We start from the raw sequence: 13278 nt of genomic DNA on the forward strand, positions 1-13278 counted from the left end.
GGGCTGAAACGCGTTTTACTTCAGCGAAGCGATGGCCTCATTGAGCGTCGCGCTTGGGCGCATGGCCTTGCTGGCCAGCTCCGGTGTCGCGAAGTAGTAGCCGCCGATGTCCACGGGCGCCCCTTGAGCACTGTTCAGTTCGTCGACGATGGTCGATTCCTGGGCAGTAAGGGTCTCGGCCAGCGGCTTGAAGCGTGCCTGCAGGTCGCTGTCGGTGGTTTGCTCGGCCAGGGCCTGGGCCCAATAGGTCGCCAGGTAGTAGTGGCTACCGCGGTTGTCGATACCGCCCACCTTGCGAGAAGGCGACTTGTTGGTGTCCAGGAACTTGCCGGTGGCCTGGTCCAGGGTGTCGGCCAGTACCTGTGCCTTGGCGTTACCGTAAGTGGTCGCCAAGTGCTCCAGCGACGCTGCCAGGGCCAGGAATTCGCCCAAGGAATCCCAGCGCAGGAAGCCTTCTTCGTTGAACTGCTGAACGTGCTTGGGAGCAGAACCGCCAGCACCGGTTTCGAACAGGCCACCGCCATTCATCAGGGGCACGATGGACAGCATCTTGGCGCTGGTGCCCAGTTCCATGATGGGGAACAGGTCGGTCAGGTAGTCGCGCAGCACGTTGCCTGTGACCGAAATGGTGTCCTTGCCTTCACGGATGCGTGACAGGGACAGTTTCATGGCCTCGACCGGCGTAAGGATCTGGATATCCAGGCCGTTGGTGTCGTGGTCCTTGAGGTAGGCCTGTACCTTGGTGATCAGTGCGGCATCGTGGGCGCGGGCAGCGTCCAGCCAGAAAATGGCCGGGGTGCTGCTGGCACGGGCACGGTTGACCGCCAGCTTGACCCAGTCGCGAATCGGTGCGTCTTTGGTCTGGCACATGCGGAAGATATCGCCGGCCTCGACCGGTTGCTCCATCAGCACAGCGCCATCGGCGGCCACTACGCGCACCACGCCATCGGCCTTCACCTGGAAGGTCTTGTCGTGGGAGCCGTATTCTTCGGCTTTCTGAGCCATCAGGCCAACGTTAGGCACACTGCCCATGGTCGTTGGGTCGAAGGCGCCATGGGCCTTGCAGTCCTCGATCACGGCCTGGTAGATGGTGGCGTAGCAGCGGTCCGGGATCACAGCCTTGGCATCTTGAAGCTGGCCTTCGGCGTTCCACATCTTGCCCGAATCACGGATCATGGCCGGCATCGAGGCATCGACGATCACGTCGCTAGGCACGTGAAGGTTCGTGATGCCTTTGTCGGAGTTGACCATGGCCACCGCAGCGCGCGCGGCGTATACGGCCTGGATGTCCGCTTCGATCTCTGCCTGCTTCTCGGCAGGCAGCGACTTGATGCGGGCATACAGGTCGCCGATGCCGTTACCGCTGTTGAAGCCGGCGCCCGCCAGCACAGCCTCGTGCTTGGTCAATGCGCTCTTGTAATACTCCTCCACGAACTGGCCGAACATGATTGGGTCCGAGACCTTCATCATGGTGGCCTTCAGGTGGACCGAGAACAGTACGCCCTGAGCCTTGGCATCTTCGATCTGGGCTGCGACGAATGCGCGCAGGGCCTTGCGGCTCATCACGGCACTGTCGATGATCTCACCGGCCTGAACGGTAGTTTTTTCCTTCAGGACAGTCGTGTTGCCGTCCTTGCCGACCAGTTCGATGCGAACAGCGCCATCGGCGCCGATCAAGGCTGCTTTTTCGCTGCCGTAGAAGTCGCCGTTGTCCATATGGGCCACATGGGCCTTGGAGTCGCTGGCCCAGGCACCCATTTTGTGTGGGTGCTTGCGGGCATAATTCTTGACCGACAGCGGTGCGCGACGGTCGGAGTTGCCTTCGCGCAGCACCGGGTTCACGGCGCTGCCTTTGATCTTGTCGTAGCGGTTGCGAATGTCTTTGAGGTCGTCGCTGTCGGCGGCATCCGGGTAGTCCGGGACGTCGAAGCCCTTGGCCTGCAGTTCCTTGATCGCGGCCTTCAGCTGCGGCACCGAAGCGCTGATGTTCGGCAGCTTGATGATGTTGGCCTCTGGCGTGGTGGCCAGGGTGCCAAGTTCACCGAGGTCGTCAGCGACGGCCTGCTTTCCAAGGCGCTCGGGGAATGCCGCGAGAATGCGGCCAGCGAGCGAAATGTCGCGCGTTTCCACCGCGATGTCGGCGGTCTTGGTGAACGCCTCGACAATAGGCAGCAGGGAATAGGTGGCGAGGGCAGGGGCTTCGTCGGTGAAGGTATAGATGATCTTGGATCGGGTGGGCATGTGGGGTTAACTCTCTGTTTTGCTGAGCATGCTAAGCATCTCGTTGCGCGGGATAGGCGCTTTCGGCGTAAGTGATGCGACGAAAGTCGAGAGGCCGTGCGGTGATGTTGGGTGCATCAGTCGAGCGTCAAACGGCCGGGCCAAGGTACGGGCCCGAACGGGTTCACGTTTACCGGTGGCGACACTTGCATAGGGTAAGGCGCCGCTATGACTCCATGGTCACCGGCGGAGTATATCAAACCCGTGGAAAGGCGCACCTAGGTTCGGCACAGTGCCTGGGAGGGGGGGGCAGGGAGGGGAAAGCGAAGAAGGACTGGCCACCCCGGAGGGGTAACCAGTCACCGGGTAAGGCGCTGCGTCAGGCGTGCGAAGTTGAAGACGCGGGGGTGGAGAGGGTAGCCGTCTCGGTTACCGATGAAATGTCCACGGCGTGCATGCCCTTGGGACCTTGAATGATATTGAATTTAACGGGTTGCCCTGCCTTGAGCGTTTTGTAGCCTTCCATTTTGATGGCCGAGAAATGGGCGAACAGATCCTCGTCCTTCCCGTCCTCGATGATGAACCCGAACCCCTTAGCATTGTTGAACCACTTGACTTTACCGCTTGCCATACTCATATCCCTCTGCAAAGGACCCCATCTCTGGAGTATCATCCACCGCGGTTCACGCATCGGCCGAAAAATTAATTTGACTGTGCGGACCTTTCTTACCCAATGTGGGCTCTACTGTTTGTAACACCGTTTTGCCGATAGTCAAGGTCATGCGGCGGCCGAGTATCATTCTGGACACACGTCTAACCACACACCTTCACTCGCCTAACGACGAACACTTCCGAAATGCATGCAATCAATCATATTCGACTAACCTTCAAGCAGGAACGGCCAGGCCTTGATCAGCCTCGGTCAGGCAGGCTCGGCCCGGACGACGCTGCTCCTCTGGATGATGATTCAGCAGGCGTGGCGTTGCAGGAGTCCAAGCCGGCGCTGCAGGCGCCGCCGATGTATAAGGTGGTGCTGTTCAACGACGATTACACCCCGATGGATTTCGTGGTAGAGGTGCTGGAGCTGTTCTTCAACCTGAATCGCGAGCTGGCGACCAAGGTGATGCTGGCGGTACATACGGAAGGGCGTGCAGTCTGCGGGCTGTACACCAGGGACATCGCGGAAACGAAGGCCATGCAGGTCAATCAACACGCCAGGGACAGCCAGCATCCGCTACTCTGTGAAATCGAGAAGGACGGTTGAATCCGGCCACTTGGGTTATGAGGTGAAGCAATGTTAAACCGCGAGCTCGAAGTCACCCTCAATCTGGCCTTCAAGGAAGCTCGGTCGAAACGTCATGAATTCATGACGGTCGAGCACCTTTTGCTGGCCCTATTGGACAATGAAGCCGCCGCTACCGTGTTACGGGCATGCGGTGCCAACCTTGATAAGCTCAAGCATGACCTTCAGGAGTTCATAGACTCCACCACGCCATTGATCCCTGTTCATGATGAAGATCGCGAAACCCAGCCCACGCTGGGGTTCCAGCGCGTGCTTCAGCGTGCAGTGTTCCACGTTCAGAGCTCCGGCAAGCGGGAAGTGACTGGCGCCAACGTGCTTGTCGCCATCTTCAGCGAGCAGGAAAGCCAAGCCGTATTTCTGCTCAAGCAGCAGAGCGTTGCTCGCATTGACGTTGTGAATTACATCGCTCACGGTATTTCCAAGGTGCCTGGGCATGGTGAACAGTCCGAGGGTGAGCAGGAAATGCAGGATGAGGAAGGTGGAGAGTCTTCGTCATCCAGCAACCCGCTCGATGCCTACGCCAGCAACCTGAACGAGCTGGCTCGTCAGGGCCGTATCGACCCCTTGGTGGGCCGTGAAACCGAAGTTGAACGCGTTGCACAGATCCTGGCGCGGCGGCGTAAGAACAATCCGCTGCTGGTGGGCGAGGCGGGGGTGGGTAAAACCGCCATTGCCGAAGGCCTGGCAAAGCGCATCGTAGACAGCCAGGTGCCAGACCTGCTCGCCAATAGCGTGGTGTACTCCCTTGACCTGGGCGCGCTGCTTGCCGGCACCAAATACCGCGGCGATTTCGAGAAGCGCTTCAAGGCCTTGCTGGGCGAGTTGCGCAAACGCCCTCAAGCCATCCTGTTCATCGATGAAATTCACACCATCATCGGCGCGGGTGCTGCTTCGGGTGGGGTAATGGATGCCTCCAACCTGCTCAAGCCGCTGCTGTCATCGGGTGAAATCCGTTGCATCGGTTCAACCACTTTCCAGGAATTCCGTGGGATCTTCGAAAAAGATCGCGCACTGGCACGCCGTTTTCAGAAGGTCGACGTCAGCGAGCCTTCGGTTGAAGACACCATCGGCATCCTGCGGGGGCTCAAGAACCGTTTCGAACAGCATCACAGCATCGAGTACAGCGATGAGTCCCTTCGCGCTGCTGCAGAGCTGGCCTCGCGCTACATCAATGATCGTCACATGCCTGACAAGGCCATCGACGTTATCGATGAAGCGGGTGCCTACCAGCGCCTGCAACCGGTGGAGGCGCGTGTCAAGCGCATCGACGTAGCGCAGGTTGAAGACATCATTGCCAAGATTGCACGCATCCCCCCAAAACACGTCAGCACGTCCGACAAAGAATTGTTGCGCAACCTGGAGCGTGACCTGAAGTTGACCGTGTTCGGTCAGGATGCGGCCATCGACTCGCTGTCGACCGCCATCAAGCTCTCTCGGGCCGGCCTCAAGGCACCTGACAAGCCTGTCGGTTCGTTCCTGTTCGCAGGCCCGACCGGTGTGGGCAAGACGGAAGCGGCACGCCAGTTGGCCAAGGCGCTGGGGATTGAGCTGGTGCGGTTCGACATGTCTGAATACATGGAGCGCCATACAGTGTCACGCCTGATTGGTGCCCCGCCGGGTTATGTAGGGTTCGACCAAGGTGGCCTCTTGACAGAAGCCATCACCAAGCAGCCTCACTGTGTGTTGCTGTTGGATGAGATCGAAAAGGCTCACCCGGAAGTGTTCAACCTGTTGCTGCAGGTCATGGACCACGGCACGCTCACGGATAACAACGGCCGCAAGGCGGACTTCCGTAACGTCATCCTGATCATGACCACCAACGCGGGCGCCGAAACGGCTGCACGGGCGTCCATTGGCTTCACCCACCAGGATCATTCTTCCGATGCCATGGAAGTGATCCGCAAGAGCTTCACACCTGAGTTCCGCAACCGCCTGGATACCATCATTCAGTTTGGCCGCTTGAGTCACGAGGTTATCAAAAGCATCGTTGACAAGTTCCTTACCGAACTTCAAGCCCAGCTGGAAGACAAGCGGGTACTGCTGGAGGTCTCTGAGGCTGCTCGTAGCTGGCTGGCTGCCAGTGGCTATGATGTTCAGATGGGTGCTCGCCCAATGGCAAGGCTTATCCAGGACAAGATCAAGCGGCCCCTGGCCGAGGAAATCCTGTTCGGTGAGCTTGCAGAGCATGGGGGTGTTGTTCACATCGATGTCAAGGAAGGCGAAATGACCTTCGACTTCGAGACAACGGTGGAAATGGCCTGACCCACAGGCGCTGGAGGTTTACTCCGGCGCCTGTACTTTTTCCAGGTGCAAACGAAAAGCCCGGCTGTTATTGCCGGGCTTTTTCGTTTTTGAGCGTGTCAGCGAGCGCGGTAGGTGATCCGGCCCTTGCTCAAATCGTAGGGGGTAAGTTCCACACGGACTTTATCGCCAGTAAGGATTCGGATGTAGTTCTTGCGCATTTTTCCAGAAATATGCGCGGTAACGACGTGCCCGTTTTCCAACTCCACGCGGAACATGGTGTTGGGCAGGGTGTCGACGACAGTGCCTTCCATTTCGAAGCTGTCTTCTTTCGACATGCAGTAAAGCCCTCGGTATCCAGTAAGTGGCCCGGTGCAACTGCGCCAGGCAAAACCGGCGCATAGTGTGCCCGAAAAACAGACCGTGCGCCACGGGCTTCAGTTCAGCAGCACCCACCTTTGATTTATCAGCAGCTCGATAGGCCGGTATTGGGTCTTGTAATTCATTTTTTTGCAGTTCTTGATCCAATACCCCAAGTACACAGCATTCAATTCCAGGCGTAGCGCTTCACCGATTTGCCACAAAATGGCGAAACGCCCAAGGCTCCTGCGTTCCTCCTCAGGTTCGTAGAAGGTGTAGACCGCCGACAGCCCATTGGGCAAGAGGTCAGTGACGGCCACTGCAAGCAGGCGCTCACCTGCACGGAACTCGTAGAAGCGGGAAAAAGGCAGGTCGCGCACCAGGAACGTCGCAAATTGATCACGGCTAGGCGGGTACATGTCTCCGTCCGAATGGCGCTGCTCGATATAGCGCCTGTACAGGTCGAAATACTCTTCTGTGTACCGGGGGCGGGCAGCCGTCACTTGAAGGTCGGCATTACGTTTGAAAATACGTTTTTGCTGGCGGCTGGGCTGAAAGCGCACGACCGGGATGCGGGCAGGAACACAGGCATTGCAGCGCTGGCAGTGAGGGCGGTACAGGTGGTCCCCACTTCGCCTGAAGCCGAGCTCCGACAAGTCGGCATACAGGCCCGTGTCCATCGGCTGGCTGGGGTCCAGAAACAATGTGGTTGCCTGTTCATCCGGCAGGTAGCTGCAGGTGTGAGGTTGAGTGGCATAAAACTTCAAGCGCGCCAACTCGGTCATGGCCAACCCTCTTTATGAGCTTACAGGTGGAGTGTAAGCCAGCGCAGAGCAACTCGCCTACCTGGCCCAACAGACCGCGGCTGGAGCATCAAGATAGGTATCGAGGTACTGTGCGAATGCTGAGCGGCTGATTTCCCTTGCACCCAAGCTCTCCAGGTGACGGGTATGCATCTGGCAGTCGATCAATACAAAGCCGGCCTGTTGAAGATGCTCCACCAGCGTAACGAAAGCCACTTTCGAAGCCTCCGTTACTCGGCTGAACATGGACTCTCCAAAAAACAGCCGCCCCATGGCGATGCCATACAGCCCTCCCACCAATTCATCGCCCTGCCAGGCTTCTACACTATGGGCGATCCCGCGCCCATGCAGGTCTACGTAGGCCTGTTCAACGGCAGGTGTAATCCAGGTGCCCTGAGCATAGGCGCGTGGCGCAGCGCACGCACGGATCACGGCGGGGAAGTCCTTATCAAGTGTCACCTTGAATCGTTCTTCGCGTATTACCTTTCGCAGGCTGCGCGATACGTGGAGCGCTTCCGGCAGCAACACCATGCGTGGGTCTGGGGACCACCACAACACCGGCTGGCCTTGTTCATACCAAGGGAAGCAGCCATGTCTATAGGCCGCTATCAGGCGCTCAGGGCTTAGATCACCTCCAGCGGCCAGCAGGCCGTTTGGGTCGCGCAGGGCGCGATCAAGGGGAGGAAAGGTAAGATCGTCTCGGGTAAGCCAGGTCAGCATGGTGGGGCTGTAACAATGGTCGACAAGGGAGGAGGGCAGTATTGCGCCAACCAAGTGCCAGCGTCGACGGTGGCCATTTGCCGGGTGAGCATCGAGAGGTGCTAAGGGGCGGCTGTTTTGCATGGCCGGAAGGCACAGGGAACCGGGCCGGATGAAACAAGTCCATGAAGCTTCGCGCAGTTGCGCAATTTATTCACTTAAGCCTTTGTCAGCACAGGTAAAGCGTGGTGAAATCGAGGCCTACCTCATTGCCTTGTAAAGTGGCTTACGCCCTGGGCTGAACGCCCGTCAGCGCGCCTGTGAGGTAGCCAATGGCCACCCTATGACATTGGTACTGTAAATCCGTACAATAGTCGGCCATGAACGGAACCGGCCGCGATACAGCCCTCTGATCGCGCGCCCCGCGCAGGAAAGAATGCGTTTTGAAGAAGTCCACTGTAAAACCCGTCCCCGTGCCTCTCTGGCGGCAGCAGATCAACTACCGCTTGAAGGAAGGCGCGCTCATCGCAATAGCAGCGTTGTGCCTCTATTTGTGGATGGCACTGCTTACCTATGACCAGGGTGACCCCGGCTGGAGCCACACTGCCACCAGTGCGGACCAGGTGCAGAATGCTGCAGGCCGCGCCGGCGCGTACGCTGCGGATATCCTGTTCATGGTGCTAGGCTACTTTGCCTATATTTTCCCATTACTGCTTGGCGTGAAGGCCTGGCAGATCTTTCGGGAGCGGCATCAGGCGTGGCAGTGGAGTGGCTGGCTGTTTTCCTGGCGGCTGATCGGCCTGGTGTTCCTGGTGCTTTCCGGCGCTGCGCTGGCGCACCTGCACTTCCATTCAGCCACCAACCTGCCGGCGTCGTCAGGGGGTGCCCTGGGCGAGAGCCTGGGCGACCTGGCGCGTAATGCCTTGAACGTCCAAGGCAGCACATTGCTGTTCATTGCCTTGTTCCTGTTCGGCCTTACCGTATTTACAGACCTGTCGTGGTTTCGGGTCATGGACACCACGGGCAAGATCACCCTCGACCTGTTCGAGCTGGTAACGGGCGCTGCCAGCCGCTGGTGGGCTGAACGTACCGAGCAGCGCAAGCTTGTGGCGCGGTTGCGTCCCAAGGAAACGGCTTACGTGCCTGAAGCGCCTGATGAGGTTGCAGCACCTCGCAACGAGGGCCGAATGGAGCCCCGTATGGAGCCCCGTGTAGACGCCAAACCTTCACCGGCGGCAGTGCCTGCAACGGCTACTCCTGCGCGCCAGGAACCGGTGTATCAGCCACGCTTCCAAGCGCCACCTCCCACGGTACGTGCGCCGGTCATCGTTCCACCGCCTTCTGTCGTTGCCCCTGCGCCTGTGGTGTCCGCACCCGTGCCGCCGCCAGCGCCTGTACCCGTGCCCGCTTTCACGCCAGCGGCCGTGCCTGCGACAGCGGTCAAAGCGCCCACGCCCGTGCCGTCTGCCATTCAGCACCATGCCCCGGTCGTTGCCTCGCGCATGCCATGGGACGACGAAGACGAGGACGAAACGTTCGAAAGTTTCTCGGCTACAGACCGGGACCCTGTGCTTGAAGCACCCCGCGTAGTAGCCGAGCGCATGCCTGCCCAAGTGGCCGCCCCGGCGATGCCACCCATTGTCGCGCCTTCGGCTCACCCGCCTGCCGTTGCGCCACCGGCCCCCAGGGTCGAGCCGCCACGGCCGGCTTTCCTTCACAAGCCTGAGCCCACGAAGGTGGACGCGACCCTGCAGGGCACGCTGCCACCGCTGTCCATTCTGGACCCGGTACAGAAGAAGGAAGTCCAGTATTCACCCGAGTCCCTGGCGGGCGTAGGCCAGCTCCTTCAGATCAAACTCAAGGAATTCGGTGTCGAGGTGCTGGTGGATTCGATACACCCTGGTCCGGTGATCACCCGCTATGAAATTCAGCCGGCGGCTGGCGTGAAAGTGAGCCGGATCTCCAACCTGGCGAAAGACCTCGCACGCTCCCTGGCAGTGACCAGCGTTCGTGTAGTTGAAGTCATCCCTGGCAAAACTACCGTAGGGATCGAGATTCCCAACGAGGATCGCCAGATCGTGCGCTTCTCGGAGGTGTTGTCCACACCGCAGTTCGATGAGGCGCCCTCACCGGTTACCCTGGCCCTGGGGCACGACATCGGCGGCAAACCGGTCATTACCGACCTGGCCAAGATGCCACACCTGCTGGTGGCGGGCACGACCGGCTCTGGTAAGTCCGTGGGTGTGAACGCGATGATCTTGTCGATCCTGTTCAAGTCGTCGCCTGAAGACGCCCGTTTGATCATGATCGACCCCAAGATGTTGGAATTGTCCATCTATGAAGGCATTCCGCACCTATTGTGCCCAGTCGTTACCGATATGAAGGACGCCGCCAATGCCCTGCGCTGGAGCGTTGCGGAAATGGAGCGCCGTTACAAGCTGATGGCGGCCATGGGGGTACGTAACCTGGCGGGCTTCAACCGCAAGGTCAAGGATGCCGAGGAGGCTGGTTACCCATTGGGCGATCCCCTCTACCGTCGTGAAAGCATGGAAGACGAAGCCCCCTTGCTGAAGACCCTGCCGACCATTGTGGTCGTCGTGGACGAATTTGCCGACATGATGATGATCGTGGGCAAGAAGGTGGAAGAGCTGATCGCCCGTATCGCACAGAAAGCGCGGGCAGCCGGTATTCACCTCATCCTGGCGACCCAGCGCCCTTCGGTGGACGTGATCACTGGCCTGATCAAGGCCAACATCCCTACCCGTATGGCGTTCCAGGTGTCGAGCAAGATCGATTCCCGGACCATTATCGATCAAGGTGGGGCCGAGCAATTGCTTGGTCATGGGGACATGCTGTACATGCCGCCAGGCACCAGCTTGCCGATCCGGGTACACGGCGCCTTTGTGTCCGACGATGAAGTCCACCGGGTAGTGGAAGCCTGGAAACAGCGCGGCACCCCGGACTATAACGACGACATCCTCAATGGTGTCGAGGAGGGCGGTGGTGCAGGGTTTGAGGGATCAGGCGGTGGCGATGGAGATGACAGCGAAAGCGATGCTCTGTATGACGAAGCCGTGGCTTTCGTACTGGAAAGCCGCAGGGCGTCAATTTCCTCCGTTCAACGCAAGCTCAAGATCGGCTATAACCGTGCTGCCCGTATGATCGAAGCCATGGAAATGGCAGGGGTGGTAACCCCCATGAATACCAACGGCAGCCGTGACGTCATTGCGCCCGGCCCGTCCCGCGACTGATCACTGGCGCCTGTAAGGGCGCCGGTTCGCTTACCTGACACGAGGATTACCATGCGCCTGATTCGCATGTTGTTGGTATCTGCGCTGGCCATGACCAGCCTGTCTGCCTTGGCAGATGACCAGGCAGTGAAGTCCCTGACTCAGCTACTGGAAAAATCCCAAACCCTGACCGGGCGTTTCTCTCAGCTCACCCTCGACGGCGGCGGCACGCAGTTGCAGGAAACCAGCGGCGAAATGGCCCTTCAGCGCCCTGGCCTGTTCAATTGGCACACCGATGCGCCCCAAGAACAGCTGATGGTGTCCGACGGCAAAAAGGTGTCGCTCTGGGACCCAGACCTTGAGCAGGTCACCATCAAAACCCTGGACCAGCGGCTGACACAAACCCCTGCGCTGTTACTGTCCGGTGATGTATCGAAAATCAGCCAAAGCTTTGACATCACCTATAAGGAAGCCGGTGATGTGATCGACTTCGTGCTCAAGCCCAAAACCAAGGATACCTTGTTCGACTCCCTGCGCTTGTCGTTCCGCCGTGGCTTGATCAACGACATGCAGTTGATCGATGGGGTGGGCCAGCGCACCAATATTCTGTTCATGAATGTGAAGGCCAACGAGCCCGTGCCTGCCAGCAAGTTTACGTTCGTTCCCCCCAAGGGTGCCGACGTGATTCAGGAATAAGGTACTGCTGTCGTGGTGGACCTGTTCAGCTCGCCGCCGCCGGCCCAGCCTCTGGCGGCCAGGCTGCGCGCCAGCACACTGGATGAGTACGTGGGGCAGGGCCATTTGCTGGCACGTGGCAAACCCTTGCGCGAGGCCCTTGAGCAGGGTGCTTTGCATTCCATGATCTTCTGGGGGCCACCGGGCGTGGGCAAAACCACCCTGGCCCAGTTGCTGGCAAAAGTGTCCGACGCCCATTTCGAAACCGTGTCCGCCGTGCTGGCGGGGGTGAAGGAAATACGCCACGCCGTGGACATGGCGCGGCAGCAGGCTGCCCAGTACGGCCGCCGCACGCTCTTGTTCGTAGATGAAGTGCACCGGTTCAACAAGTCTCAGCAGGACGCATTCCTGCCTTACGTTGAAGATGGGACGCTTATTTTTGTAGGCGCTACCACCGAGAACCCTTCCTTCGAACTCAACAATGCGTTGCTGTCCAGGGCCCGGGTGTATGTGCTCAAAAGCCTGGACGAAGCCGCGATGCGACAGTTGGCGCAGCGGGCGTTAACTGAAGAACGCGGCCTGGGCAGCCGCCGCCTTACCCTCGGTGAAAGTGCTTTCTTGCTACTCGTGGCTGCGGCCGACGGCGATGGCCGGCGCTTGCTCAACCTGCTGGAGAACGCCTCCGACTTGGTCGAAGACGGTGAAGAAATCGGTACCGAGCTGTTGCAGAGCCTGCTGGGGGATACCCGCCGGCGCTTCGACAAGGGTGGCGAGGCGTTCTACGACCAGATATCCGCGCTGCACAAGTCGGTGCGAGGTTCTAACGCCGATGGCGCGCTGTACTGGTATGCCCGCATGCTGGATGGTGGTTGCGACCCGTTGTACATCGCCCGTCGCGTAGTGCGCATGGCCAGCGAAGACATCGGTAACGCAGATCCAAGGGCGCTGGCACTGTGCCTCTCGGCATGGGACGTACAAGAGCGCCTGGGCAGCCCTGAAGGCGAACTGGCTGTGGCCCAGGCCATCGTGTACCTGGCCTGCGCGCCAAAGAGCAATGCGGTATACACGGCATTCAAAGCCGCCAAGGCGGATGCTGCAGCCCTGGGTTCCCAGGAAGTACCGCTGCACTTGCGCAACGCCCCTACTAAACTGATGAAGCAACTGGGTTACGGCGAGCACTACCGTTACGCCCATGACGAACCGGATGCTTATGCTGCCGGTGAAGACTACTTCCCTGAAAGCATGGCGCCACGGCATTATTACCAACCGGTGCCCCGTGGCCTTGAGCTGAAAATTGGTGAAAAGCTTCGGCACCTTGCCGAACTAGATCAGGCCAGCCCCTTGCAACGGAGAAAGCCATGATTCCTGTGATCGTGTCTGTAGGTCTTTTCGGGATTCTAGGTGGCCTGCTACGGTTCGCCACAGGGTATTGGGTCACAGCTCATTACCCTCGGCATTTTTTCATGGGAACCTTGGCGGTAAACATCGTCGGTTGCCTGGTCATTGGCTATCTTTATGGTGCGTTTCTGACGCGACCTGATGCGCCGCTTTACCTCAAAGCCGGGCTGATCGTGGGCTTTGTGGGTGGGCTGACCACGTTTTCATCCTTCTCCCTGGACACATTGCGCCTACTGGACAACGGGCAGGTGCCCCTGGCAATCGGCTATGCCGTTGCCAGTGTGTTCGGCGGCCTGCTGGCAACCTGGGCAGGCCTGTACCTGACAAAACTCTGATCAACGAGAACCCT

General features: G+C 59.2%; 11 protein-coding genes. 6 read left to right on the forward strand and 5 right to left on the reverse strand.

Annotated features, from left to right (window positions below; translation table 11 throughout):
• Positions 1 to 15: 15 nt before the first annotated feature.
• Positions 16 to 2241: an NADP-dependent isocitrate dehydrogenase gene (locus tag HBH25_RS00165; RefSeq protein WP_168080317.1), complete on the reverse strand. Its 2226-nt coding sequence runs from the start codon at positions 2239 to 2241 to the stop codon at positions 16 to 18.
• Positions 2242 to 2599: 358 nt separating this feature from the next.
• A complete protein-coding gene (cspD, locus tag HBH25_RS00170; protein ID WP_168080319.1) occupies positions 2600 to 2851 on the reverse strand; it encodes a cold shock domain-containing protein CspD in 252 nt (83 codons plus the stop codon).
• A gap of 225 nt (positions 2852 to 3076) precedes the next feature.
• On the opposite strand from cspD, the gene clpS reads away from it, so the two are divergent.
• Together clpS and clpA are read left to right on the forward strand one after the other, a co-directional pair.
• A complete protein-coding gene (gene clpS / locus HBH25_RS00175) occupies positions 3077 to 3484 on the forward strand; it encodes an ATP-dependent Clp protease adapter ClpS (protein ID WP_168080321.1) in 408 nt (135 codons plus the stop codon).
• 30 nt (positions 3485 to 3514) lie between these two features.
• On the forward strand, positions 3515 to 5785 hold the full coding sequence (clpA, locus tag HBH25_RS00180) for an ATP-dependent Clp protease ATP-binding subunit ClpA (protein WP_168080323.1): 2271 nt from the start codon (positions 3515 to 3517) through the stop codon (positions 5783 to 5785).
• Positions 5786 to 5883: 98 nt separating this feature from the next.
• On the opposite strand, the gene infA is transcribed toward clpA, so the two are convergent.
• The 3 genes from infA to aat all read right to left on the reverse strand — a co-directional run bounded on the left by infA (position 5884) and on the right by aat (position 7647).
• Positions 5884 to 6102, reverse strand: coding sequence for a translation initiation factor IF-1 (gene infA / locus HBH25_RS00185; protein WP_002553999.1), 219 nt, complete (start codon positions 6100 to 6102; stop codon positions 5884 to 5886).
• A 99-nt stretch (positions 6103 to 6201) separates the two neighbouring features.
• Entirely contained in the window at positions 6202 to 6909 is a 708-nt protein-coding gene (locus tag HBH25_RS00190) for an arginyltransferase (protein ID WP_168080325.1), read from the reverse strand.
• Positions 6910 to 6966: 57 nt separating this feature from the next.
• Positions 6967 to 7647: a leucyl/phenylalanyl-tRNA--protein transferase gene (gene aat / locus HBH25_RS00195; RefSeq protein ID WP_168080327.1), complete on the reverse strand. Its 681-nt coding sequence runs from the start codon at positions 7645 to 7647 to the stop codon at positions 6967 to 6969.
• Positions 7648 to 8069: 422 nt separating this feature from the next.
• Here aat and HBH25_RS00200 point away from each other — a divergent pair, with 422 nt between their 5' ends.
• The 4 genes from HBH25_RS00200 to crcB are packed head-to-tail and all read left to right on the forward strand — an operon-like array spanning position 8070 to position 13264.
• The gene (locus HBH25_RS00200) at positions 8070 to 10877 is read left to right on the forward strand and encodes a DNA translocase FtsK (protein WP_168080329.1); all 2808 of its coding nucleotides are present in this window, start codon (positions 8070 to 8072) and stop codon (positions 10875 to 10877) included.
• Between the two features lie 51 nt (positions 10878 to 10928).
• Complete coding sequence (gene lolA / locus HBH25_RS00205; protein ID WP_168080331.1) at positions 10929 to 11552, forward strand: outer membrane lipoprotein periplasmic chaperone LolA; 624 nt, start codon at positions 10929 to 10931, stop codon at positions 11550 to 11552.
• Between the two features lie 15 nt (positions 11553 to 11567).
• On the forward strand, positions 11568 to 12893 hold the full coding sequence (locus tag HBH25_RS00210; protein WP_168081391.1) for a replication-associated recombination protein A: 1326 nt from the start codon (positions 11568 to 11570) through the stop codon (positions 12891 to 12893).
• Positions 12890 to 13264: a fluoride efflux transporter CrcB gene (gene crcB / locus HBH25_RS00215; RefSeq protein WP_168080333.1), complete on the forward strand. Its 375-nt coding sequence runs from the start codon at positions 12890 to 12892 to the stop codon at positions 13262 to 13264. Before HBH25_RS00210 ends, crcB begins: the two co-directional genes overlap by 4 nt.
• The last annotated feature ends 14 nt before the right edge of the window (positions 13265 to 13278 follow it).

Source organism: Pseudomonas quercus, assembly GCF_012033695.1.
Classification (GTDB): Bacteria; Pseudomonadota; Gammaproteobacteria; order Pseudomonadales; family Pseudomonadaceae; genus Aquipseudomonas; species Aquipseudomonas quercus.

Excerpts from the sequence above, each read along its gene's own strand:
- aat (WP_168080327.1), bottom strand. The coding sequence starts at position 7,647 with ATGCTGACCTGGCTTACCCGAGACGATCTTACCTTTCCTCCCCTTGAT.
- lolA (WP_168080331.1), top strand. The coding sequence starts at position 10,929 with ATGCGCCTGATTCGCATGTTGTTGGTATCTGCGCTGGCCATGACCAGC.
- HBH25_RS00190 (WP_168080325.1), bottom strand. The coding sequence starts at position 6,909 with ATGACCGAGTTGGCGCGCTTGAAGTTTTATGCCACTCAACCTCACACC.
- crcB (WP_168080333.1), top strand. The coding sequence starts at position 12,890 with ATGATTCCTGTGATCGTGTCTGTAGGTCTTTTCGGGATTCTAGGTGGC.
- cspD (WP_168080319.1), bottom strand. The coding sequence starts at position 2,851 with ATGGCAAGCGGTAAAGTCAAGTGGTTCAACAATGCTAAGGGGTTCGGG.
- clpA (WP_168080323.1), top strand. The coding sequence starts at position 3,515 with ATGTTAAACCGCGAGCTCGAAGTCACCCTCAATCTGGCCTTCAAGGAA.
- HBH25_RS00165 (WP_168080317.1), bottom strand. The coding sequence starts at position 2,241 with ATGCCCACCCGATCCAAGATCATCTATACCTTCACCGACGAAGCCCCT.
- infA (WP_002553999.1), bottom strand. The coding sequence starts at position 6,102 with ATGTCGAAAGAAGACAGCTTCGAAATGGAAGGCACTGTCGTCGACACC.
- clpS (WP_168080321.1), top strand. The coding sequence starts at position 3,077 with ATGCATGCAATCAATCATATTCGACTAACCTTCAAGCAGGAACGGCCA.